General features: G+C 48.7%; 17 protein-coding genes and 1 pseudogene. 8 read left to right on the forward strand and 10 right to left on the reverse strand.

What is annotated here, in order from left to right:
- The first annotated feature begins 286 nt into the window (after positions 1-286).
- On the forward strand, positions 287-2,311 hold the full coding sequence (locus IT774_RS13900; RefSeq protein ID WP_195810294.1) for a HAMP domain-containing methyl-accepting chemotaxis protein: 2,025 nt from the start codon (positions 287-289) through the stop codon (positions 2,309-2,311).
- 157 nt (positions 2,312-2,468) lie between these two features.
- Positions 2,469-2,690, forward strand: coding sequence for a hypervirulence associated TUDOR domain-containing protein (locus IT774_RS13905; protein ID WP_195810295.1), 222 nt, complete (start codon positions 2,469-2,471; stop codon positions 2,688-2,690).
- A 63-nt stretch (positions 2,691-2,753) separates the two neighbouring features.
- Here IT774_RS13905 and lysC read toward each other — a convergent pair whose 3' ends face one another.
- From lysC to IT774_RS13925, 4 genes are all read right to left on the reverse strand, one after another.
- Positions 2,754-4,103, reverse strand: coding sequence for a lysine-sensitive aspartokinase 3 (lysC, locus tag IT774_RS13910; RefSeq protein WP_195810296.1), 1,350 nt, complete (start codon positions 4,101-4,103; stop codon positions 2,754-2,756).
- Between the two features lie 34 nt (positions 4,104-4,137).
- On the reverse strand, positions 4,138-4,587 hold the full coding sequence (locus IT774_RS13915) for a DUF192 domain-containing protein (RefSeq protein WP_195810297.1): 450 nt from the start codon (positions 4,585-4,587) through the stop codon (positions 4,138-4,140).
- A gap of 172 nt (positions 4,588-4,759) precedes the next feature.
- On the reverse strand, positions 4,760-7,372 hold the full coding sequence (acnB, locus tag IT774_RS13920; RefSeq protein ID WP_195810298.1) for a bifunctional aconitate hydratase 2/2-methylisocitrate dehydratase: 2,613 nt from the start codon (positions 7,370-7,372) through the stop codon (positions 4,760-4,762).
- Between the two features lie 175 nt (positions 7,373-7,547).
- Complete coding sequence (locus tag IT774_RS13925) at positions 7,548-8,660, reverse strand: PQQ-dependent sugar dehydrogenase (protein ID WP_195810299.1); 1,113 nt, start codon at positions 8,658-8,660, stop codon at positions 7,548-7,550.
- A gap of 142 nt (positions 8,661-8,802) precedes the next feature.
- Between IT774_RS13925 and IT774_RS13930 the strand changes: the two genes are divergently transcribed.
- From IT774_RS13930 to IT774_RS13940, 3 genes and pseudogenes are all read left to right on the forward strand, one after another.
- A complete protein-coding gene (locus IT774_RS13930) occupies positions 8,803-9,273 on the forward strand; it encodes a hypothetical protein (protein WP_195810300.1) in 471 nt (156 codons plus the stop codon).
- A gap of 316 nt (positions 9,274-9,589) precedes the next feature.
- Positions 9,590-10,749: pseudogene (locus IT774_RS13935) on the forward strand (PQQ-dependent sugar dehydrogenase).
- Positions 10,750-11,033: 284 nt separating this feature from the next.
- Positions 11,034-11,642: a hypothetical protein gene (locus IT774_RS13940; protein WP_195810301.1), complete on the forward strand. Its 609-nt coding sequence runs from the start codon at positions 11,034-11,036 to the stop codon at positions 11,640-11,642.
- 85 nt (positions 11,643-11,727) lie between these two features.
- Here the strand turns inward: IT774_RS13940 and IT774_RS13945 are convergent, their stop codons facing one another.
- Complete coding sequence (locus tag IT774_RS13945; RefSeq protein ID WP_195810302.1) at positions 11,728-12,675, reverse strand: hypothetical protein; 948 nt, start codon at positions 12,673-12,675, stop codon at positions 11,728-11,730.
- Between the two features lie 167 nt (positions 12,676-12,842).
- Here IT774_RS13945 and IT774_RS13950 point away from each other — a divergent pair, with 167 nt between their 5' ends.
- The 3 genes from IT774_RS13950 to IT774_RS13960 all read left to right on the forward strand — a co-directional run bounded on the left by IT774_RS13950 (position 12,843) and on the right by IT774_RS13960 (position 17,670).
- On the forward strand, positions 12,843-13,523 hold the full coding sequence (locus tag IT774_RS13950; RefSeq protein ID WP_195810303.1) for a spermidine synthase: 681 nt from the start codon (positions 12,843-12,845) through the stop codon (positions 13,521-13,523).
- Positions 13,524-13,677: 154 nt separating this feature from the next.
- On the forward strand, positions 13,678-14,916 hold the full coding sequence (locus IT774_RS13955; RefSeq protein WP_195810304.1) for a DEAD/DEAH box helicase: 1,239 nt from the start codon (positions 13,678-13,680) through the stop codon (positions 14,914-14,916).
- A 573-nt stretch (positions 14,917-15,489) separates the two neighbouring features.
- Positions 15,490-17,670 carry a S46 family peptidase gene (locus tag IT774_RS13960; protein WP_195810305.1) on the forward strand — a complete coding sequence of 727 codons (2,181 nt, stop codon included), beginning with the start codon at positions 15,490-15,492 and terminating at the stop codon, positions 17,668-17,670.
- 408 nt (positions 17,671-18,078) lie between these two features.
- Here IT774_RS13960 and IT774_RS13965 read toward each other — a convergent pair whose 3' ends face one another.
- The 5 genes from IT774_RS13965 to IT774_RS13980 form a co-directional block, all read right to left on the reverse strand.
- Complete coding sequence (locus IT774_RS13965; protein ID WP_195810306.1) at positions 18,079-19,902, reverse strand: DUF885 domain-containing protein; 1,824 nt, start codon at positions 19,900-19,902, stop codon at positions 18,079-18,081.
- Positions 19,903-20,212: 310 nt separating this feature from the next.
- Positions 20,213-21,172, reverse strand: a complete 960-nt coding sequence (locus IT774_RS13970; RefSeq protein ID WP_232364999.1) for a Rossmann-fold NAD(P)-binding domain-containing protein — start codon at positions 21,170-21,172, stop codon at positions 20,213-20,215.
- On the reverse strand, positions 21,139-21,354 hold the full coding sequence (locus IT774_RS17540) for a hypothetical protein (protein WP_232365000.1): 216 nt from the start codon (positions 21,352-21,354) through the stop codon (positions 21,139-21,141). Before IT774_RS17540 ends, IT774_RS13970 begins: the two co-directional genes overlap by 34 nt.
- Before the next feature lie 621 nt (positions 21,355-21,975).
- Positions 21,976-23,244, reverse strand: coding sequence for a tetratricopeptide repeat protein (locus IT774_RS13975; protein WP_195812311.1), 1,269 nt, complete (start codon positions 23,242-23,244; stop codon positions 21,976-21,978).
- 45 nt (positions 23,245-23,289) lie between these two features.
- Positions 23,290-23,898 (reverse strand): energy transducer TonB, encoded by a 609-nt coding sequence (locus IT774_RS13980; RefSeq protein WP_195810307.1) that lies wholly within the window; start codon positions 23,896-23,898, stop codon positions 23,290-23,292.

A 23,898-nucleotide genomic window follows, 5' to 3' on the forward strand; every position in this document is an offset into this window, starting at 1 on the left:
TACTTATAAAAGCTTCTGTTTGTCCCGTTTATTGTCGAAAATATTCTGTCATTTGGGCAAATAGATTGTTTTTATACTTAAGAATAAATTTCAACGCCTACCTGCCCTGCTAAATTGCGGTAAAGTATCCATTAGAATAGTCGATATAGTGAGTGGCCTATACAGGCTCGCTTATCCGGCTGATTAGTTCAGCCGATGTATAACCTATTAATCAGGGAAGAGTGTGAGAATTTCGGGCTCTGCCGACCACAATTCTAATAATTAAAATCCCGCATCAGGAGTTTCGATGAAAATCACGGTTGCTAAGCGCATAATAGGTGGATTTCTTACCATCAGCTTGTTGTTAGTCGTAATCAGTATTTCTTCTTTATATAACCTCAACTCTGTCGGGTCTGCTACCGAAGAAGTTAACCAGGTTGCGCTGCCGACCCTTTCGGGTAGCCATACGCTCAAAGCCACCTTTATTAATATGGGCCGGTTAACCTTTGAATCTTATATAGAAGAAGACCTAGCCGGGCTAAAAGCCAAACAGGCGGCGTTTGAAGAAAACCAGGCGGTGTTTGAGTCAACCTACAAACAGCTTAACCAAACGGTGGGTAATGACGCCGAGCTTAAACAGTCGCTGTCCAAGGTTAAAACCAGTTACGACAATTACGTCGCTAATGTCGAAAACATGTACCGTAATCATCATCAGTACATGAATATGCGCAATACCATTGATGATCGTTTGGCGGATGCCGAAGACAATGCTGATGATGCGTCTATGTATCTGCTCGATTTTTCGGATATGCCGTCAGTACAGGCTAATCCGGCATTAAAACAGGCAGCTGCTGCCGGTAGCGAGCTGGAAACCACCTTATTATCGTTGCTGACTGTGTCTTCTGAATACGTTAAAACCCAGACCCTGCTGCGCGCCCAGACCCTGGGTAATGAAGTGACACTGATTGTAAACAATGTTGCCGAGCAGCTATCAGCCATGGTTAGTACCGCCAATAACCAGGATACCTCGGGTACCCTGGATGAAATCAATGACCTGGTAAACGGGTCACTTAACGCCATCACATCTAAAGATGGGGTGTTACAGCTGCATGTGGAGCGTCTGGAGTATCGTAACGCCGCGGAAAAAAATCTGACCCAGTCTGATGTTAATATCTCAGAAGCCATTATTGAGCTTGAGAAGCTGCTGGATCTTACCAGCCTGCGCGCCCAGCAAATTGACGACCAGGTGAGTGAAAAAGTGGCCAGCGGTAACCTGACCGTGATCGTGGTTGTTATTATTTCACTGCTGATTGCCGCCATCATCGGCTACTTTACAGTATTGGCTATCACCCGCCCCCTTAATCGGGTTAATGAATTGCTCAAGGTGGCTTCGTCGGGGGATTTGACCCAACGCCTTGACGATACCGCGCAAGATGAGTTTGGTCTGCTGGCCCGCAACTGTAATCAGCTGATTACTAATTTGAAAACCCTGATCCTGGCCATCAATGATCGCGCCGAGCAGCTGGCGGCAGCCTCTGAGCAAACCTCTACGGTGACTGCCCAGACCACGCATTCTATTCAGGACCAGAAGTCACAGATTGCTCAGGTAGCGACCGCGACCACGGAGATGCACTCAACCTCAGAACTGGTCATGCACAATGCCGAGGACACCCTGAGCCAGATTCGTCATGCCGACAGCGAAGCCAAAAAAGTACGTCAGATTTCACAGGAAAACAAACAGACTATTGAGGTGCTGGCCCGTGATGTGGAAGAAGCGGCACAGGTAATTAATAAACTGCATCAGGATAGCGCCAGTATCGGGGGCATCCTGGATGTTATTCGCGGGGTCGCCGATCAGACTAACCTGCTGGCTTTAAACGCAGCCATTGAAGCCGCCCGCGCCGGTGAGCAGGGTCGCGGCTTTGCGGTGGTGGCCGATGAGGTTCGCACCCTGGCCAGCCGTACACAGCAATCTACCCAGGAAATCAATGCCATGATTGAAGTGTTACAGGCCGGCGCTGAACGTGCGGTGTCTGTGATGAATCAGGGCAAAGAGCAAACCGCGGTGTGTGTAGAACAGACCGACCAGGCAACCCAGGCGCTGGATATCATTTCCGATGCGGTACATCAGGCCCACGATGTCAGCTCGCAAATTGAACAATCTGCCCGTGAGCAAAATATGGTGTCTCAGGAAATCAGTGAGAAGCTGGAAACCATTGTCGGGATCGCCGAAGAAACCACCATTGGTGCGCAGCAAACCTCGGAATCGAGTCTTGAAGTCGCGCGCCTGGCCGAAGAGCTGCAACACTCTATTCGCCAGTTTAAAGTCTAAGCGTTACTGTTGGGACCCATCATCGCCGGTGTTTTTACACCGGCTTTTTTATGCCCGTTAGCATCCTGCTATCGTCCGTCAGGTTACCTTTTAAAGCAATCTAAAGCCGCCGTCCCTGCGTACGCAACAGTCTTCCTGGTAACTAATGAGGCAACGGATGAGCAAAGCATTTCAGACCAATACAAAAGTGGAGTGGGAATGGGGCAATGGCAAAGGCAGTGGTAAGGTCAGAGAAGTATTCTGGGAGGAAGTCAGCCGTACCTTACAGGGCAGCAAAGTGACACGCAAAGCCGACAGCAACAACCCGGCCTATCTGATTGAACAGGATGATGGCGACAAAGTGCTAAAACTGCATAGCGAAGTCTCCGCCGCCAATTGATTTATGCGGGCCTGAAGGCGTTACAATAACTACACTCAGGCCCGGTCATCTTATGGTTACTGATTATTCGAACAGCGCTTTGTGCAGATGCTGCACAATTGACGTGCTGTCTTTTTCGTTAACCAGAAATGACATGTTGTGTGGGTTGGCCCCAAAGCAAATCATTCGCAGGTTGTAGTCCGCCACGGCGGCAAAAATCTTACTCGACACCCCGGTGGCGCTTTGCATATGATTGCCGACCACGGTCACCAAATCAAAACCATGCTCAACATTGACATCACATAATGTTTCCAGATCGGCAATGGTTTCTTTATTCAGTCGCTGGGCCACCGAATTGGCGGGGTTATCCAGGGTAAAAGACACGGCAATTTCTGAGGTGGTGACCAAATCCACACTCAGACGATGCTTGGCAATGATAGCGAAAACCTGCTGCAAAAACCCCTGGGCATACATCATCTTCGGGGTTTTGACTGTAACCATTACCTGCTCTTTACGGCGGGTGATGGCCCGGTAAGGCGGCTCTTCCTCACAATCACGCATGATCCAGGTGCCACCCTGTTCCGGCGCTTGGCTGGAACCGACAAACACTTTCACATTATTGCGCAGGGCCGGTTCCATCGTCGCCGGATGCAACACCTTGGCGCCGAAAGTCGCCATTTCAGCGGCTTCTTCAAAGCTAAGTTCTGGTAAGGGATGAGCATTGGGCGCAATGCGTGGGTCGGTAGTGTAAACCCCTGCCACATCAGTCCAGATTTCGCACACCTGGGCACTCAGCGCTTCGGCCAGTAAGGCTGCGGTAAAGTCAGAGCCACCGCGCCCCAGGGTGGTGGTTTTACCTTGTTCGTCGGCCCCCACGAAGCCCTGGGTCACCACAATGGCATCTTCGAGTTCTGGCGCCAGCAAGGCGGTACTTAACGACGCTATGGCTTCAGGCTCCGGAGTGGCCGCGCCAAATTCACTGTCGGTACGCAGTACTTTGCGAACATCGAAATTCATCGCCGGGTTGCCCAGCTCGGTGATCACGGCACTAAACAGCAACGAAGACATCCGCTCGCCCATAGACAGTAGCTGATCTTTTAAATCCTCGCGCTGTAAAATTTCTTCGTGCTGCGCCAGAGCGCGCATTTCGGTGAGCAAATCATCCAGTTTATCCTGCACCGCAGCTGGGTTCTGCAGCTGTGCAACAATCGCCATTTCTATGGCTTCAATAGCCTCACATACCTCGCCGGTTTGTTGCTGTGTCATCGCGGTATGCGCCAGGCTCACTAAGTGATTGGTCACCCCGGCCGAGGCACTGACCACCACAATACGGGTGGCTTTGTTGTTTAACACAATGCGGGCACATTTTTGCATTGCTGCATGATTGGCCAGACTGGTACCGCCGAACTTTGCGATAGTTAATGGTTGAGACACAACTTTTCTCCGATTGCAGCTGATTCGGATCAGCTTATGGCTTAATAACGATATGGTCACCGACCTGAATATCATGACGGGCAAACCAGCCCTGATTCATCTCCAGCGCGTACATGACTTTAGCGGATGCTCCCACTGAGGTTAAATCGTGGGGCTGTAACGGTTTAATGTCGGTAATCATGCCTGCTTTGTCTATAAAAGCCACATCCAGCGGGATGTAGGTATTTTTCATCCACATACTGGCCTGTTTGGGAGGGGAAAACCGAAACAGCATGCCGCAGTCAGAGCACAAAGATTTTCTGAACATCAGTCCCTGTGCCCGTTGCTGCGGGCTTTGCGCAAAATCTACCGCGTAGGTCTGGCCATTTAAGGTGACGCTGGCTTGTTCAAACTCCACCGACTGCCTGGCTTCAACACTGCTGTTTAACACCAGCCAAAGCGCCAGCAAGGCAATGATTATGGGCGCTGATAATTTGTAATGCATTTACGTTCCTTGAGCAAACCGACCTATAGAAGAGCTACCACTTCGGACTTCGCATAGAAAGTGGGCCTTGTCGCAGTCTACCTATGCCGTGAACAATTATCCAGTGGTCAGCCAGCCATAAAAAAAGCCGGGCCCCTTACGGGTACCCGGCTTGCTGATTACCTGCGGTTAATCAGGCAATATTCAGGGTTGGAATGATCTTCGCTTTGGCGTCTGCTTCTGCCTGCTTGAAGCTATCCATCTGGTCAAAGTTCAGATAGCGATACACATCGGCTGCCATCGAATCAATCTTACCGGCATACTCCATGTACTCTGCTGCTGTTGGGATACGACCGACAATCGCGCCTACCGCAGCCAGCTCAGCTGAAGTCAGGTACACATTGGCACCGTCGCCCAACCGGTTCGGGAAGTTACGGGTAGAAGTCGACAGTACCGTTGCGCCCGCATCAACCCGCGCCTGGTTACCCATACACAGTGAACAGCCTGGCATTTCAGTACGCACACCCACACGCCCGTAGATGTTGTAATAGCCTTCTTCCATCAGCTGCGCCTTATCCATCTTGGTTGGTGGAGAAATCCACAGACGGGTTGGCAGCGTCTTACCGTAGTTGTCCAGCAACTTACCGGCAGCACGGAAGTGACCAATGTTGGTCATACATGAACCAATGAACACCTCATCCACATGGTCACCGGCGACATCAGACAAAGTCTTGGCATCATCAGGATCGTTCGGGCAACATACGATAGGCTCTTTGATGTCTTCCAGGTCAATCTCGATAACCGAAGAGTATTCTGCATCTTTATCAGCACGCATCAGCTCTGGGTTAGCCAGCCATTCTTCCATCTTCTGCGCACGACGCTCAAGGGTACGTGGATCGCCATAGCCTTCGTTGATCATCCAGCGCAGCATGGTGATGTTAGAACGCAGGTATTCAGAGATCGATTCTTCTGACAGGTTGATGGTACAACCGGCGGCAGAGCGTTCTGCTGAGGCATCTGATAATTCAAACGCCTGCTCTACCGTTAAGTCTTCCAGACCTTCAATTTCAAGAATACGACCAGAGAACTGGTTGATTTTGCCTTTCTTCTCTACCGTCAGCAGGCCCTGCTTGATGCCGTAAAGCGGAATGGCGTGTACCAGGTCACGCAGGGTAATACCAGGCTGGCGCTTACCTTTAAAGCGCACCAGAATAGACTCTGGCATATCCAGCGGCATTACACCGGTTGCCGCGGCGAAGGCCACCAGACCCGAACCGGCCGGGAATGAAATACCCAGCGGGAAGCGGGTATGTGAGTCACCACCGGTACCTACCGTATCGGGCAGCAACATGCGGTTCAGCCAGCTGTGGATAATACCGTCACCAGGACGCAAGCTAACACCGCCACGGTTCATGATGAAATCTGGCAGCGTGTGCTGGGTTTCAATATCAACCGGCTTCGGATATGCCGCGGTGTGACAGAATGACTGCATGGTTAAATCGGCAGTAAAGCCCAAACATGCCAGGTCTTTAAGCTCATCACGGGTCATTGGACCGGTGGTATCCTGAGAACCTACCGTGGTCATTTTTGGTTCACAGTATGTGCCAGGACGGATGCCGTCTACACCACAGGCTTTACCGACCATTTTTTGCGCCAGCGTGTAGCCTTTACCGGTGTCTTCAGGCTGCTCCGGGGTACGGAACATCTCGGTTGGACCCAGACCCAGTGCTTCACGTGCTTTGTCGGTCAGACCGCGACCGATGATCAGGTTGATACGGCCACCGGCACGTACTTCATCCAGAATCACTTTTGACTTGTAGCTGTACTCAGACAGCACTTCGCCGGTTTCGTGATTGGTGATTTTGCCTTCATACGGGTAGATGTCGATGACATCACCCATATTCATTTTTTCAACATCAGCCTCAAAAACGAGTGCGCCGGCATCTTCCATGGTGTTGAAGAAAATTGGTGCAACTTTATTACCAATACACACACCGCCGCCACGTTTATTTGGAACGCCAGGCATATCTTCACCAAAGAACCACAGCACTGAGTTGGTGGCTGATTTACGTGAAGAACCGGTACCTACCACATCACCCACAAAGGCAACCGGGTGGCCCTGATTTTTCACTTTTTCGATTTGTTTCATCGGACCGGTCACGCCATGCTCTTCAGGCTCTAAACCATCACGCGTCATCTTGTAGGCAGCCAGCGAGTGCAACGGAATATCCGGACGCGACCAGGCATCGGGTGCTGGTGACAGGTCATCGGTGTTGGTTTCACCGGTTACTTTAAACACCGAGTAGGTGATCTTGTCGGCCATTTTGTCACGTGCAGTGAACCATTCGGCCTCTGCCCACGACTCAATCACTTCAGTGGCAAACTTGTTACCGGCTTTGTGTTTTTCTTCCACATCGTGGAAAGCATCAAACATCAGCAGGGTGTGTTTTAATTCTTTGGCCGCCAGTGGTGCCAGGGCGTCCTCATCTAATAGCTCAATCAGGGTGGCAATGTTGTAACCACCGTGCATGTTGCCCAGCAACTCGACCGCTTTTTCGCGGCTGATCAGTTCACAGCTGTCGTCACCTTTTGCCAGTGCGCTTAAAAAGCCAGCTTTTACATAAGCCGCTTCATCAACACCAGGAGGAACACGCTCAGAGATAAGCTCCAGCAAGTTTTCTTCTTCACCCTTAGGCGGATTTTTCAGTAGTTCGACCAGGCTGGCCACCTGTTCAGCATTTAAGGCCTTAGGAGGGATACCTTGTGCAGCACGTTCTTCTACGTGTTTGCGATACTCTTCTAACACGATGTCTTCCTCATGGTTAGTCCTGTCGGGGATAAGTTAACGGTCTTGGCGACAGGACGTGACTTAATAAAACGCCGGAATTATATCGGCATATAGCATTAATTTGAATGATAATACGCTTTTGCTTACTTATAGCCGCTATTCAGCCAGCCTATGTGCTGCTTTTTCAGACACTTTACTCAGATGCAGAGGCTGGGCCGGCCGGGGTTACTTTGAGAATTTCGGCTTTAGCGCCGTCGGTCAGCACATAAATTGCGCCATCCTTCCCTACTGCCACATCACGCAAGCGTTGGTCTATGGTAGCAAAAATTCGCTCACTGCGGGGCGGCTGTGCTGACATATTTACCCGTAACAGGGCCTGGGCTTTTAAGGTGGTCACTAATAGCTGACCGGTGAGGTCAGCAAATTTTGAATGGCGGTAAAGTGCCATGCCCGACGGTGCCACCGAGGGCGTCCAGTCCAGCCGGGGTTGCGCCATGCCCGGGTATTCTTCAAATGGCGAGATACGGGCCCCTGAATAATCTTTGCCATTGGTGATCACCGGCCAGCCATAATTGGTGCCAGCCTCAATGATATTCACCTCATCGCCACCCGCGGGACCATGTTCATGGCTTATTATCTGCTTAGTTTGAGGATCAACCACTAACCCCTGCGGGTTGCGATGGCCCAGGGAGTACACCAGCGGCGCCTCAGCAAATGGATTGTCTTTAGGGGCACTGCCGTCTTCCCGAAAGCGTAAGATTTTGCCCAGCTGACTGCTTTTATCCTGGGCCTGTTCACGATAATCAAAGCCGTCGCCTGAGCTTACCAGCCAGGTCCCATCAGCCAGTTTTGCCAGACGGCCGGCAAAATGTACCGGCGTAGCCTTAGCCGGCTGCACGGTTACAATCGGCGTGATCTGGCTTAAGCTGTCATCATCTAAAACGGCGGTAGCCACCACCAGCTGATTTGCCGCATCATTACCGGTTGCATAGGTAATCAATACCCGGTTAGAAAGTGCAAAGTCATGGGCCAGTGCGATATCCAATAAACCGCCCTGCCCTTTAAAATACAAGCCGGGTAGCGCTACCTTAGAGCGGCTGAGCTGTCCGTTTTCATCAATAACCACCAGGTTCCCTTTACGCTCAGTTACCACCCAACGGCGGTCGGGTAACTGCAGTAACGTCCAGGGTTTATGTAAAGGTTTGGAAGTAAGGCTTTGTACCTGATAATCGATTTGCGCAAACACTTCCCCCGTGCCCAGCAACATCAGCCATGTGCCAAGCCATACCCGCCATTTACAATGCATATAGAATCCGGTCTGATAAATAACAAGAGCCAATAGCCTAACACGAAATCCCGGTAAAGTAGGTGATATACGGTGAAGGCATGGATTCTACCAGCCGGGCAGGCTAGACTGACCGCCACTTGTGTTTTTGGCGGAGCCTTTCATGTCTTTTTTGTCCCTCTTGTGTCGTATGGTAGTGGCCCTGCTACCGGCCTGGGTAGTGACCTATGTGCTGGCCTGTGTGTTTCATTCACAGCGGGTTATTCATGCGCTGACCGAGGTGGATGTGAAGGTGGCTGTTAGCGAACGCCTGTCGATGAGTGCCTACGATTTGTGGGGCCTGCTGCCAAGCTATGGCGCCGCCATTGCCTTGGCATTGGTGTTAAGCATGATGGTGGTGGCCCTGTTGCTTCGCTGGATGCAACCCTCGTCCTTAATTGCCGCGCTGGTGGCTGCATTAGGTGGCGCGATGGCGATGCTGGTGATGTTGCTGTCCATGCAGCCCATCATGGGCGTCACACTAATTGCCGGGGCCCGGGAAATCACCGGAATTATGCTGCAATGTTTTGCCGGTGCCGTTGGCGGCGTGGTGTTTCAGTATTGCTTTAAACCAGGAATGTCTGCCACACCGTAAACCGCCATCGCCTGGTCGCGATTTAGTGGTTTGTTATTCCAATAAAGGCCCGCTTGCTGTTCTTTGTGCCCGGGCAATACCGGTTTTTGCCGACGAAATCTGGCGCCGGCGTGCCCCAGGTAAGAGGCCACCGACTTTTGATTAAACAGACCGGAACCAGTCTGATTCTGGCGTATACACCTGCATAAAAATCAAACACTCTATTGGTTTTGAGCTTTAGCGTGTAACACGCGTAATACCATTATTACTTATTGTTTGCGTACCATACTAAAGCATGACGGAGGTTACGCGAATATCAAAAGGGGCGGACTCTATTATGCGACAACACCTAGCTTTTCTCTTTACACTGGTAGCGACATCGTTTGCCACTGTAGCGCAGCCTGAATCGTCGGCAAAGATTGAGCTGGCGGGCAGCCATGGCACCTCGCTGACCGGTGCGGTGATGACATCATTTGATCAGCCCTGGGCCATGACATTTTTGCCGGATGGGCATAGCCTGGTCACTGAAAAAACCGGCAACATGTGGTTGCTTGATGAGAATCAGCAAAAACGCTTTTCTGTAAGTAACGTGCCTGAGGTTACCCCCGTGGTCAGGGCGGTCTTGGGGATGTGATCATTCATCCTGAGTTTGAGACCAACAAGACTATTTATCTTTCTTACGTAGAACGCGATCCGCAAAATGATGCATATAGTGGCGCTGTGATTGAACGGGCAACGCTGAATCTTTCCGATAGCGGGGCAAGCTTGTCACAAAGAGAGCTTATTTGGCGCCAGTCACCAAAAATGACCGGCAACGGACATTATTCGCATCGCATGGCGTTTTCGCCCGACGGCTACCTGTTTATCACTTCCGGAGAAAGACAAAAATTTTCGCCGTCACAGAATATGGCGATGAATCTTGGAAAAGTCTTGCGTTTAAATGCAGATGGCAGCGCACCGAAAGACAATCCATTTTTTGGTAATGGCAGCGTTACCAACCAAATCTGGACCCTAGGTCACCGCAACCTGCTTGGAATCGACTTTGATGAACAAGGTAATTTGTGGACTCATGAAATGGGCCCCAAACATGGTGACGAACTCAATATTATTGAAAGAGGCCGCAACTATGGCTACCCGATAGTGTCCCAGGGGGACCATTATTCAGATGTGAAAATACCCAACCATGAGGATATCCCTGTTTTTAAAGCCCCGGCTAAAGCCTGGGTACCCGCCATAAGCCCCGCCGGTTTTATTATCTATAAAGGCGAACTATACGATGCCTGGACGGGTAACGGTTTTATCGGTGGCTTGTCTTCCAAAGCATTAATACGGGTGACCTTTAGCCAGACTGATGAGGGTGACTGGGACGTTGCGGAAGCTGAGCGATACGAGTGGGGCAAACGAGTTCGCGAAGTGGAACAGGATGGCAAGGGCAATATATACGTCCTTGAGGATAAAGAAGGCGGGCGTTTAATCAAGCTTCAGCACAATGGTTAGTCAGGCCTGCTAGTATTATGCTCACCCTCGTATTTGGTTGAACATAGTCGCCGATTCAAGGCTCTGGCAATTGGTACAGAACATGTATAGGAAATAGTGTCTTTGCCCGGCCATAAACACGCCTTTCAGGCTCGGCCCCCCTGTGTATGGATTTAGCAGTTTAAATTGAGTCGAGCACCTCGTTTCTGTATCCTTCATATCCTCAGAAAAGTTTTAGAACGCCATAAGCTTTTTTTGTATGTTCTTTCGTATAAGCTTTCGAATTATCAGAGGCGTGCTGATAGATGCGCACATTTAACCTACAACAAGGCAAACTAAAATCTATGAAAAATATAATCAAGTCAGCGTTACTGGCCACTCTCTTTTGCACGTCATTTTCTTCAATGGCATCTTCAAAAATGGCCAAAGGGACTTACGTACCGGTAAAAGGTACGGTGGAAACCTTCGAAGTATCCGACCCTTCCTTAGGAGAAGCGCCCGAGCAACTGGGTACCTACAAAATTGAGCTTGTTAACAAAGACTGGAAAAGTCTTTCGGGGCAAGAGCGCAAAACAACGCGCCATAAGATAAAAGTTGAAGGCCTTCTCGTTGGTAAGTTTAATCCTATGACTGGCCTTGCTTCGCATAAATTGGTAGGGGAAGACCGTGATTATACTTTGCGTTCAGAGAATGATGTGCTTATTCCACAATCCGGTGACTTCTTCTGCTCTGGTGGCACGCCGTTAGTGATTAACGAACACATCAACCTGGTAAAAGGAACTGGTCGCTACAGTAATCTTCACACTGGCACTATTGTGCTTACCGGCGTGGTTAATAACTGTCCTGGCACTGAAGGGTTCGGTGAGAATAATTTAAAAATCGTCGCCCATGAGGGCAGTGTCACGTTCGATTAATCGTAACTTGGCAAAAAAGACCGTTTCAGTGCCCTGAAACGGTCTTTGCATAAGCCAGGCCTGCGACATCGAAAAAAAATTTCTTTCATCGCTCTTTTACCTTGAGAAGTCTGAAGTCACCATGGGCTGTTAGCGTTTCAGGATAACGAGGCAGACGTAACTTATAGCTCCCTTCAATGCCGCCTATTGTCGGCCGCATAATTAACTCATTTGCAAATAGTGAGCCTTCCAGTTTTGTAATGAATTCGCCTCTGTCTTGTTTAATATCTGTCGGGTTGAAATTCATTTCAGCTCTACCTGGCAAACCAGGAGTGTAAACAGTAAAACGAGCTAATTCATCGGGTAAAAATCTTAAAGATACTACTTTTAAGTCTTCATACCCTGAAGGTTCCAATACCCCCACCCAGAAGCCATACCATGCACTGGCATAGTCAGCCTTATTCAGATTAACGTCCTCAGATGCGTGTTGATGGAATTGCTCTGGGATAGTTAACTTTGCGGCTTTCTTTAAAGTGTAAGAGCTACTGTATATTTCCTTCGTTTTTAGTTTTTTTGCCTCTACTACTTCAAAGTCTTCCCCTGCATGCTGCGTAACACTCACTTTATATGGGAGGCCTCGCTGGGTTGTAGTCAGAATATGACAATCAAATTTTCCGCAGGTGATGGCGTTGTCATCGAAGTGTATTTCGGAAATCAATTTAAGACCAAATGCAATCTTGTATGTCGCTAGAGTATGGCGATTGCTACTGGTCAACTTTAAGACTTTTAATTCTCCGGTTTTTTGCTCTATACCTTCCCAGGTTCCGACCGGATAACCCATTTCGCTAATCTCTTCGGTATTTCCAGGAAAGCCAGCCTGGTTCGACTCTGCGACATTGGCCGTTTTGTCCCTACTGACATTATTGGCCGAGCAACCTGTTAAAATTGAAACAAACACAATAATCAGAATCTTCATTTTGTTTTCCAAACGTCCTTTTTTGGCAACAATAACATCTAATATAAAGTGAATCCCGTTCCCAGATAATAAATACACCCTCACAAAATCGCCTAGGCTCTTAATATTTGCATAGGGTTTTAGGTAGGCTTGCTTATAATCTTAACTCTGAGCCTATAGCCGCAAGTGTGCTACTCTGCGCGCCAATATTTCGTATAAGCAAATATCACTGTTAATCAGTGTCTCAACATAGGGTAAGCCTGCAGATGGTTCCATGGGTTAAATTGGGCACAGCTCAAATTCCAAATAATGGTGGTGAACTAACATTTTCCCGCCGTGATGAAGAGTTCAGCATCCGGCTTTCCGGTATTCGCGGCGAATTGATGAACAGCCGGGTCTACAACTCAGAAAAAGAACTTTCTCAATTAGGCTGTGCTCATCTTAAATCTAACCCTGACGCGCATGTGTTAGTGGGTGGTCTGGGAATGGGCTACACGCTTGCCGCTGCGCTAAATGAAGTTACACCAAGCTCGCGAGTCACGGTGGCTGAGTTAATCCCGGAGGTCGTGGAATGGAACCAGGGCCCATTAGGTCAATGTGCTAAAAACCCACTTCAGGATCCCAGGACCACGGTTAAAATAGGTGATGTAAAGCATCTTTTGAATACCAGAATACCCACCTACGATGCCATTTTACTCGATGTCGATAATGGTCCTGAAGGCTTAACGCATTCTGATAACAACTGGATTTATTCGTTGGATGGTTTACAAGATATCTATGAGGTTCTTAAACCCAGGGGCATGCTAGCCATTTGGTCGGCCGGGCCTGACTACCTGTTTACGGTGCGCCTTAAAAAAGCAGGCTACAAGGTGACCACTCATATTGCCAGGGCACGCAAAGGTAAAGGAAGTAAACACACCATCTTCCTGGCCAAAAAGCCGGCTTAATACCACCACGGTAAAGACACATTTTTGCATTGTATGGCGATTCTGATTGCCGCTGCTGACGTCACTTGTAAAAAAGCCCATAAATAATGACACAAATGACAGGCACAACACGTATGATGGCGCCAATTTTTAATGAGTTGTGGGCTCCCCTTTTATGTCATTTAGCGCTTTAGGCCTATGCACTGAACTTTTGAACACTGTTGCGAAGAAGGGCTATACCAAGCCATCTCCCATTCAGCAAGAAGCCATTCCTGCAATATTAAATCAACGTGATGTTATTGCAATTGCGCAAACCGGGACCGGTAAAACGGCAAGCTTTTCATTACCGATTTTGCATCTTTTGGCCGCCAGACCGCCCGCCCAGGCCAACAGCATACGAGCATTAATCCTTGCCCCTACCCGCGAGCTTGCTGCCCAGGTTGCCGCCAATGTTGATAACTACAGCCAGAATATGAATCTGCGCACCACGGCGGTATTTGGTGGCGTACGGATTGAGCCGCAACAATATGCAATAGAGCAAGGTGTGGATATCCTGATCGCCACTCCCGGGCGTCTGGTAGATTTATATGAGCAAGGGGTGATTAATTTTGACCAACTCGAAATACTGGTGTTAGATGAAGCCGACCGCATGCTGGACTTAGGTTTTATTGACCATATTCATCACATACAAAGCTTGCTACCCGAAAAACGACAAACCCTTTTGTTCTCAGCCACCTTCACTAAAGAAATCAAAACACTGGCCACGACGATGCTCAATAACCCTGTGATTATAGAGTTAGCCACGGCGCAGGATCACATTGAAACCATCACGCAGACCTTGCATCCGGTCGACAAAGAGCGAAAAAGCGAGCTTCTGCTTCACCTTATCAAAAACAATAACTGGTCTCAGGTATTGGTATTTACCCGCACGAAACGTGGCGCAGATAGCTTGAGAAACGAACTAGAACAGGCCGGCATTGCTGCTGAGTCTATTCATGCCAACAGAACTCAGCAGGCACGCACACAGGCGTTGGATGGCTTTAAAGGTGGCCGCATCAAGGTTCTGATTGGAACAGACCTTGCCGCAAGAGGCATTGATATTGAGCAATTGCCCTGTGTCATTAATGTTGATTTGCCCTACGTACCCGAAGACTATATTCATAGAATCGGCCGCACCGGCAGAGCATCATCCAGGGGCTTAGCTATCTCACTCTTTAGCGAGGATGAATCGAAGCAATTAACGGCAATTGAACGTTTTATTGGCCGGCAGTTTAAAAAAGTATTTATTCCCGGCTTTGCACCCAAACCAAAACCAACGGTGGTTAAAGCCGAAGAAGAGTTATACGGAAATTTTGAAGCTGATGATAGCTCTAAGCGCAAACGCAAAGCGAAGGGACGTAAAAAGCGACGCTAAAATTCCTGCTCAAACGCTGTCGCTTTTTCAATAATACTCAATTAATACCACTCAAATAATCTGAGTATAAAGGCTGGTCGATTCACAGGGCGACCTGGATCCCTGATTTTATAAGGGTAAGAAGTGACTGTCCTATTCACCGAGCGCCATCCCCCGCTTATTGATGACTGACCTAACAACTATTTATGTATATAAACCTTTTTTAAAGCCACTCTATAATAATAAACGCAGGCTTCAACTTCGATATAACAAAGGCCGTCACGTGCTTCTTGAAAATTCGACGATGATATAAAAAGTGACTGTCCTACTCACCCGCTCCTACTCACCCGGTACTATTCACCCGACCAAGGGCAACGAGCCTGAGCACTATGCTCTTTACAAACGAGCGAAAAGCGAATTGGCGACGCCAGACCACTACCGTCTATTGAGGTCAGAGAAGCCAAAGCAGACGTCATCAAAAATTCACTGAGATACATGCAATAAATATAAAATCATTGCAGATCAACAGCGCAGTGCTGATACTAGCATTTGAACCGATTCAGCCTTCGTGCTTAAAAAAACAGGGAAAAAATCATGAAGTTAAATAGAGTACTAAAGGTAGTGCCAGCATTGTCGCTACTCATTTGCAATGTAGCGCAAGCCAACGAAGGCATGTGGCAGCCCCATCAATTAGAGGATATCAGCAGCAAGCTTAAACAAGCAGGCTTAAAGCTAGATCCCGCTGACATGGCAAATCTCAATCAATTTCCAATGAACGCGATTATAAGCTTAGGCGGCTGTACTGCATCGTTTTTGTCTGACCAGGGCCTCGTGGTTACCAATCATCACTGTGCCTACGGGTCTATCCAATATAATTCATCGGAAGAAAATAACCTGATTGAGAAAGGTTTTGTTGCACCACAAAAAGACGCGGAATTACCTGCGGCGCCAGGCTCTCGGGTATATGTGACAGAATCGCTGACCAATGTCACCGACAAGATTACCGGAAGTATTGATGCCTCTGTTGCGGGCGAAGCTTTTTACAACAAAATTGAAAACAATCAAAAAAAGCTGGTTGCCGAATGCGAAACCTCGCAGGACTACCGTTGTGAGGTTTATAGCTACCACGGGGGCGCAGAATATTTTCTGATTAAGCAATTAGCTATTCGCGATGTTCGACTGGTATACGCACCTTCGGCCAGCATTGGAAAATTCGGTGGCGACACGGACAACTGGATGTGGCCGCGGCATACTGGTGACTGGGCGTTTTACCGTGCCTATGTCAACAAAGATGGCAAACCGGCAGACTATTCGAAGGATAATGTCCCGTTTGAGCCAGATGCCTTTTTAAAAGTAAACGCCAGTGGCGTAGCAAAGGATGACTACGTAATGGTGCTGGGCTATCCCGGACGCACCAATCGCTACCGCACCGCGCTGGAAGTAGAAAACCAGTTTACCTGGGTTTATCCAACAGCAAAGCAGTATCGTGAACAGTACATTGATGTCATAAAACAAAACGCTCCGGCAGGCAGTGATGCACGCATCAAGTATGAAAGTACGCTGGCGGGTCTTGCGAACTACGCTAAAAACTATGGCTCCATGATTCAAAGCTATAACCAGGGTGACATGCTGGCGCGCAAACAAAACGAACTGGAAGCTCTGCAAGCCTGGATCACCAGTTCTGATGCACGTAAAGCGAAATATGGTGAAGCACTTGAAGACCTAAACACGCTTCTTGAAGGGGGCTACGAACATCAGCAGCGTGATTTGATCATGTCTTACATGGCCCGCACCAACATGATGAGTGTGGCAAAGCGCCTGTATCGTCTGGCGCATGAGAAAGCCAAGCCGGATGCCGAGCGCAAGCAAGGGTATCAGGAGCGCGATATGAATCGCTTCAGCCAGGGCATGAAGCGTGTGAATCGTCGCTATGACCCCACCGTCGACAAAGCGGTACTGGCACACTTTATTGAACACTATACATCGTTTCCTGATTCACAGCGTAATACCACCTTCGATGCATTCTTCGGGCTGGATAACGGGTATGACGCCAGCGCAGTAAAAGCGCAACTGGATAGTATGCACAGTCAGACCGAACTGGATAACGAAGCGGTGCGCTTGGCCTGGATGGATAAACCGGTGGAAGCATTCAAAGCCAGTGATGATCCCTATATTCAGTTTGCAGTATCCCAGTACGATTATGATAAAGCACTTGAAAAGCAGGAAGACAAATTATCAGGCGAGTTGCTACGGGCCCGGCCTGCGTTTATGGAAGCCATGATTGCGTTTAAACGCAGTAAAGGCGAGCCGGTGTATGCTGATGCCAACGGCTCTTTGCGCATTACCTATGGTAATGTAAAAGGGTATTCACCACAGGATGGCCTTGAAGCTAAACCATTTACCACCCTTGAGGGCATGCTGGCTAAGTATGTTGAAGGTGACGACGAATTCGACTTACCACAGAAGGTGCGGACCGCTATCGCCAATCAACAATATGGTGACTATGTTAATCCGCAGCTTGGCTCGGTCCCAGTAAACTACCTGTCTACCGTTGACATCACTGGCGGCAACTCAGGCTCACCAACCTTGAACGCCAAGGGGGAGTTTGTCGGCCTGGTTTTTGATACGGTGTATGAGGCAATTATTGCCGATTGGGACTACGATCCTAAGGTTAATCGCGCAATCCACACCAGCGTGCCGTTTATGCTTTGGACCATGAAGCATATTGATGGTGCTGACAATATACTGGACGAAATGACTATCGTTGAAAAATAAAGACAGCTCCTAGGTCCGCAAACGCAGCTCATCCCCCGGAGAGCTGCTTTTCTTATCTCTGAGCTGATAAGGGTATGCTCGCCGAAATTCACAAAACCTGAACCTGACTCGGCGGCACAACGAGCGGCTATACAGAACAAATTTAAGAATTTGATCGCCATACGGACCAATATTATTACCGGCTTTCTTGCCGCGAGAAAAACAGCGCGATCCTATCGTTTCTAGATTCCCGGCTGGCAGATGAGTGCTGGGCGGCATTAGTTAACGTCATAAACAGGACCATAAACAGGACAGGCACTTACCGTCTGTTAAATATAAGAAGTGACTGTCCTATTCATTTCTTATCCATTTGTCATAAAAAAGGCCGGCAGTGCATTACGCTCTGCCGACCCTTTTACACATCTCGGGTTAACCTTTCTCGCTAGCAATCCAGCGTTCTATTTTTTGTTCCAGTATTGGCAGGGGCAGCGCACCTGTGCCCAATACCTGTGCATGAAAAGCTTTAATATCAAAGTTTTCGCCCAGGGCCTCTTCGGCTTGTTGGCGTAGCTCCTGAATTTTCAGTGCGCCCACCTTATAGCCCAGCGCCTGTGATGGTATCGCAATATACCGCTCCACTTCCGCCACCACTTCGGTGCGGGTCATACCGGAGTTTTCCAGCATAAAGTCAATTGCCTGTTCCCGGCTCCAGCCCTTCGCGTGGATGCCAGTATCTACCACCAACCGCATGGCGCGTAATTGTTCGTCTTGTAGGGTACCGTAGCGGTTCCAGGGGTCGTCAAAGAATCCCATTTCGTACCCCAGGGTTTCAGAATACAACGCCCACCCTTCAATATAGGCATTGTTGCCACCAAAACGCATGAATGCCGGCAGATCTTCGTTTTCCTGAGCCAGACTTAGTTGGAAATGATGCCCTGGCGCGCCTTCATGGAGGTACAAGGTCACATTGCCAGTGGTTAGCCGGCTGGGTAAATCATAGGCATTGAAATAAAACGTGCCCGGGCGAGAACCATCGGGTGTGCCACGCTGGTACGAACCGCCGGCACTGAATTGCTCGATAGCTGGATCATAGGGTTTAATTTCGAGCTCTGTTTTTGGCAACAATGAAAAATAGTCATCAATTTTCTTATCAACTTCCCGTCCAATACGGTAATACGACTCCGTTAACGCTTCACGACTTTGCGGCTTAAATTGGGGATCCGTTCGCACGTAATCAAAAAATTCATTGAGCGTGCCCTCAAACTCAACTTCTTCCATAATCTCATGCATGTCGGTTTTGATTCGCTTTACTTCCTGCATCCCTAAATCATGCAGATAATCTGCGCTCAGCGGCAAGGTAGTCGTTTTTTCAATCAGGTGACGGTATAGCTTCTCGCCGCCTTTCATCTGACTAAGTCCAATACTTTCTCTGGCCACAGGCAGGTATTCATCGCGCAGAAAGTTACGCATACGCTCAGTGGATGCGTATATCTCTTTGGTCGCTGCCATATACTCTTTAGTCAGACGGGTTTTGTCTTGTTCACTGAAGCTGTCAGGGAACATCGTGACTGGCCCCCAGAACTGCGACTCTTTGATGGGGATTGCCAGCTGGGTGTCAAACTGCTTAATGACCCTGTCTATCGTTAGCCTGGTTTCCAGTACACCCGTGTCCATGCCCTCACGAAATTTTTCGATGGCGCGCTCGCTGATGTCGATGTAATCCTGATGGCGCGAAAGGTTGTTTTCGTAATCTTCAATGGTTTTAAATGGCGCCGCCCCTTTCCCGCTGGCAAAGGTAGGATAAAAAGTATGGAAGCCACTAAAATGATTCACCGGGCGCACTTCTGTCAATGCAAGTATTTCATCGCTGGTAGCTTTCAGGCTCTTTTGCTGGTCGTATTCAAATACATCGTAGGCCAGCTTATCGGTGGCGCTTAGTTGTGAGCGATCTATTTTTGACAGCTCAGACAGGTTCAGCAGCGTACTGGTGCGTGTCGCAATAGTATGGGCGTCGGTAATAAAGTCGCCCAGCCGGTCGGCGCGGCGCATATCGCCCCGGAACAATCCCGAAATCGGGTTCAGCGCCAGCTGGCGTTCATCGGCAGCAGCAAATAGTGTAAACAAGCGGTCATGCGCGCTTTGCTGTTGTCCGGCTACCTTGCTGGAAGTGTCAGATTGCGGCTGTGCGGTTACCGGCATGGCCAGCGCGGCAGCCACCGCGCCACTTATTACTAGTGTTCGAAATACACTCACATAATTCTCCCTGAATTGTCAGATGGTTAATTGTTATTGTCTGCCAAAATGTAGCTTATTGAGTGACCAGCGTCGACGTGTTTTAAACCATGCTTGCAATAACTGTGTGAGAAATGCTGATGGCCCAGCAAGAGTAATAACAGGACAGGCACTTACCGTCTGTTAAATATAAGAAGTGACTGTCCTATTCATTTCTCTATTCATTTCTTGGCTTAGGCACAGATCCATTTTTTGTATTTGAAACTTAACGTGGTTTTTTTCTCGGCAGGCCAAAAGAAGAGATAAGCCCAAATGAATGAGCTTGGAATCATCAAAGTGATAGGTGCGGGTAGGCCTGTTGGCGGTGTTGATAAGCCAGAATATCCGGCTTTTGGATAACACCTTTATCAATATTAATGGCCCGGCGTATGGTTTCATTTTGGTGCCATCCATCTGGTCCTGCGGCTATGGCCGGTAAATGGAACACCAATGCGGCGGAAATTGAACGAGAGGCGCTTTCCCATAAATAACTGGGGGTATGATCAACAGCGTAGTAGTCCACTTTTTCGACCTGGAACATGGGATCTTTGAAAGTGGTGGGCCTGGCAAAATAAAAACCCATACCTTCGTCACAACTGACATCAATGATTAAGCAACCCGGTTTAAGACAGGCTTTTTCTTGTTCGGTGACAAAGTCGATAGGGTGATTGGGGTCTTGATAGATGCCATTGATAATAAGCCCCGATTCGCTGATTAAATCAGCCAATGGCCGTTCTGTGCCGTCATGCTCAACCACCATCATTCTGGCCTGATCAGCAGTGCCGGCTTTTAACCAAACATAATGACAATCAAGAATTTCTTCACGGACCTCATGGTCGGGTCGCTGAATGCAAATAGTGATATCGCGAAAGCCATGGGCTTTGAGAGCGTAAATAGCACCACGACTGACGGCACCAAAGCTGAAGATTATCGCTTTACGCTGATTACCATAATGCCCGTCTATACCCTTAAGCTGCAACGCATGAATGACCCCGCAATATCCCGCCATTTCGTTGTTTTTGTAAAATGTATGGCGCCCCACCTGACCCTGAGGTCCCCAGACATACATATCCTCAAATGCGATTAATGTCTGTTTTCGGTCAATGGCAATCTGAGTGATCTGTCGTTGCTGAGTGCAATGAGGATATCCCCAGAGCACACCGCCCACCCGTAACTGCTCAAAATCGGCAAGTACCGGTTTGGCAATAATGACAGTATTCATGGTTTCCAACAGCTCGTCTCTTGAGGCCAATCCCCCACCTGAGCGGCGAGTTCAGTATCATCAATACCAAAGCGTTCGCCATAGCCAGTTTCAAAAATGAGTTGCGTACGTATCTTTTCGGGGATCCTGGATAAATGTTCCGGATGTATCGGCACCCGCCGTTCATCTTCCTTTTTAGAGCTACCAATAACGCCTAGTGAAGTCATATTCATGGTATTGCCTTGTGCTTGAGCGTTTGAACCAACAGGGGTTGGCAATCCATACTGCAAGCGAGAGTGAAGTGTGCAGGTATACTAAGATGGAGAATAAGTGTTGACTGTTAATGCGAGGAGCCTGAAGCCTGCTTAACCTAAAGCCAGACCTGAAGCTTAACATGGTTCGCCTTTTATATCCGGATATTAACAGCCAAAGTATCAGGCTTCACACCAGGCTCGAGGGCTACGCCAGCTTCATCAGCAGCTTGCAGATAATATAACAGCTCCATCCTGTGAAAACCCTGCTAAAGTTCAGTCTCATCGAAGGCGTCATGCAGGCTACTGCCTTTACCACTACATTGTTTGAAGGTTTGAACGGGATATATGGCACGCGATAAATCCTTTGTCTATTTCCCTTGGTCAGAAAAGCAGGCATATGCTCCGGCCACACTTTTCTTGCGCTTATTGCCCAGAGCAGACCTCAAAACTTGATACGATTGTAATATGAAGGCTGGCCTGACCCAGTTAATAAAGGTCAGATGCAATTGATGGGGCCTCCAGACACCAGCTTCAATTGCAGCATACGAATAAAAAAGCCGCGTATAACCACGGCTTTTTGTAGCTATTTGTATTGATACCTTACAAAGATAACTCCGTCGACAGTTGTTCCTGACTGCTTTTCTCTGTTTCTACAAACTTCAGCCATTGCTGTGCCATAGCACGGCTTTTATCATGGGCTTCTGCTTCAGCCAGCTGTTCCATTGCCGCCACATACTGCTGCGTATTGTAAAGCGCCATACCTTTCACCAGATGAGGCATACCGGGGTTACGTAGCTGGCCTTTTTCTATGGCTTTGTCGGCAGCTTCAATCGCCTGTTCCCACTGCTCATTATTAAGATAAATCTGAGCCAGCTGAACTTCCAGTTCGCCATCATCTGCCAGCGCTGCCGCTGCGGTTAGGGCCGGGATCGCTTTGCCGTTTTCTTTCGCCAGTTGCCAGCTTTGCCCTAAAAACTTCCAGTTACGTAAGTTTTTTTCCAGCACGCCATCTTCCAGCCCCTGCTCCATAAGTTTTGCCCCTTTGTAAGGCGCGCGATGATAGTAATACAACTGTGCCAGATTGAAGATATCGGCGCCGCTTTCCACAAACCCTCGCTGGTGGGCGGTTTCCATAATCGCCAGTTGTTTGCGCTCTTCACCCAGCTCACCATACATACTCGCCAATTGGATCCAGTATTTTGGTTTATCAAATAATCTGACCATTTTGACCAGAATATCTTTAACTTTTTCTGGCTCTTTCAATTCATAATGAATGGCGCGCTGCAAGATTAACCAGCCTTCGTCCGGCTCCAGATCTTCGGCTTCGCGTTCCGCTATCGCCTGATGGATGTACTCGGCGGCCGGCTGATATTGTTCATCGGAATACAAGGCCTGTGCCTTTAAAACTTTGTGCTTGGCTGGCACATCGCCACTATTCAGCGTTTTCCAACGGTCCAGATAACTGACCACCTGCGCGTAATTACCCTGCATTAAATGTAACTGCGCCAGGGTATACAGTGTCGACATCTCAAATTTTAGCGGTATGGGCTGTTGTTCAATCACCTGCGAAAAAGATTCCAGCGCTTTTTCGTACTGCTCATCGTTGTAATAAATGAAGCCATAAAAATTAAACATCATCGCCTGCTCATAGCTATTCATGGAATAGTCTTTACTTTTCACCTCTTCCAAAATCGAAATAGCTTCAGGCAGATCATCGTTATCGGCTGCCGTTTGCGCACGGGAAAACTGATCATAGACTTTAGAGCGCAGGGTCGGCACCTCCCGCGTTGCTTTATCACTGGCCTGTTGCTGAGCGGCGGCGTACGGACTAACCAGCCCCCACGACCCACCGCCTAAGGCGACAAACATCATCGCGGTAGTCAGGCCTTTGAAGATTGATTTTTTCATTTCTTCTTACCCGTCAATCTGAAAAGTGATCCGGTTTTGTACACCCGATACTTCTGTTGCTTCGCCATTTACCACCCGGGGTTTGTATTTGAATTTCAGTGCAGCATCAATCGCTGCCTGTTCAAAAATCCCTTCCGGCTTAGCTTGAATCACAATTGGATCTTTAACCGCGCCTTGCTTGCTTACAGTAAACTCCACAATAACAAACCCTTCGATGCCCCGTTGCAGTGCCCGGCGAGGGTATACTGGTGAGGTTTTAACGATGGGCAAATATTCACCATCACTGGAGTCCAGAGCAAGGCCGCCTTCAAGTTCACCGGCATCGCCTACATCGGAACTAAAATCCATCGAGGAGCCTTCGGCGTCGGGAGACGGCGAGTCCATTTGCTGTGGCTCCATCGGCGGTGGCGGCTCTTTGGGCTTTGGCGGCTTGCGTGGCTTGCGTTCTTTCTGCTCCACCGTTTCAGGCTGCTTTACCCGCACAAAGTCCAGCACGCTCCCCTTAGGAGGTGCAGTCATGGCGTTGCCGCCCATCTTGATCAACGACTGCATCAAAAAGAACAGACCCAGGGTTATCGCCAGCGAAACAATAAATGCGATAATAAATCGAGGCAT

Origin of the sequence: Salinimonas marina (assembly GCF_015644725.1) — a bacterium.
Classification (GTDB): Bacteria; Pseudomonadota; Gammaproteobacteria; order Enterobacterales; family Alteromonadaceae; genus Alteromonas.

Bases quoted from the DNA above. Each gene is read 5' to 3' on its own strand.
- IT774_RS13900 (WP_195810294.1), top strand. From the start codon at position 287: ATGAAAATCACGGTTGCTAAGCGCATAATAGGTGGATTTCTTACCATC.
- IT774_RS13905 (WP_195810295.1), top strand. From the start codon at position 2,469: ATGAGCAAAGCATTTCAGACCAATACAAAAGTGGAGTGGGAATGGGGC.
- IT774_RS13915 (WP_195810297.1), bottom strand. From the start codon at position 4,587: ATGCATTACAAATTATCAGCGCCCATAATCATTGCCTTGCTGGCGCTT.
- IT774_RS13925 (WP_195810299.1), bottom strand. From the start codon at position 8,660: ATGCATTGTAAATGGCGGGTATGGCTTGGCACATGGCTGATGTTGCTG.
- IT774_RS13930 (WP_195810300.1), top strand. From the start codon at position 8,803: ATGTCTTTTTTGTCCCTCTTGTGTCGTATGGTAGTGGCCCTGCTACCG.
- IT774_RS13940 (WP_195810301.1), top strand. From the start codon at position 11,034: ATGCGCACATTTAACCTACAACAAGGCAAACTAAAATCTATGAAAAAT.
- IT774_RS13950 (WP_195810303.1), top strand. From the start codon at position 12,843: ATGGTTCCATGGGTTAAATTGGGCACAGCTCAAATTCCAAATAATGGT.
- IT774_RS13955 (WP_195810304.1), top strand. From the start codon at position 13,678: ATGTCATTTAGCGCTTTAGGCCTATGCACTGAACTTTTGAACACTGTT.
- IT774_RS13960 (WP_195810305.1), top strand. From the start codon at position 15,490: ATGAAGTTAAATAGAGTACTAAAGGTAGTGCCAGCATTGTCGCTACTC.
- IT774_RS17540 (WP_232365000.1), bottom strand. From the start codon at position 21,354: ATGAATATGACTTCACTAGGCGTTATTGGTAGCTCTAAAAAGGAAGAT.
- IT774_RS13975 (WP_195812311.1), bottom strand. From the start codon at position 23,244: ATGTTTGTCGCCTTAGGCGGTGGGTCGTGGGGGCTGGTTAGTCCGTAC.
- IT774_RS13980 (WP_195810307.1), bottom strand. From the start codon at position 23,898: ATGCCTCGATTTATTATCGCATTTATTGTTTCGCTGGCGATAACCCTG.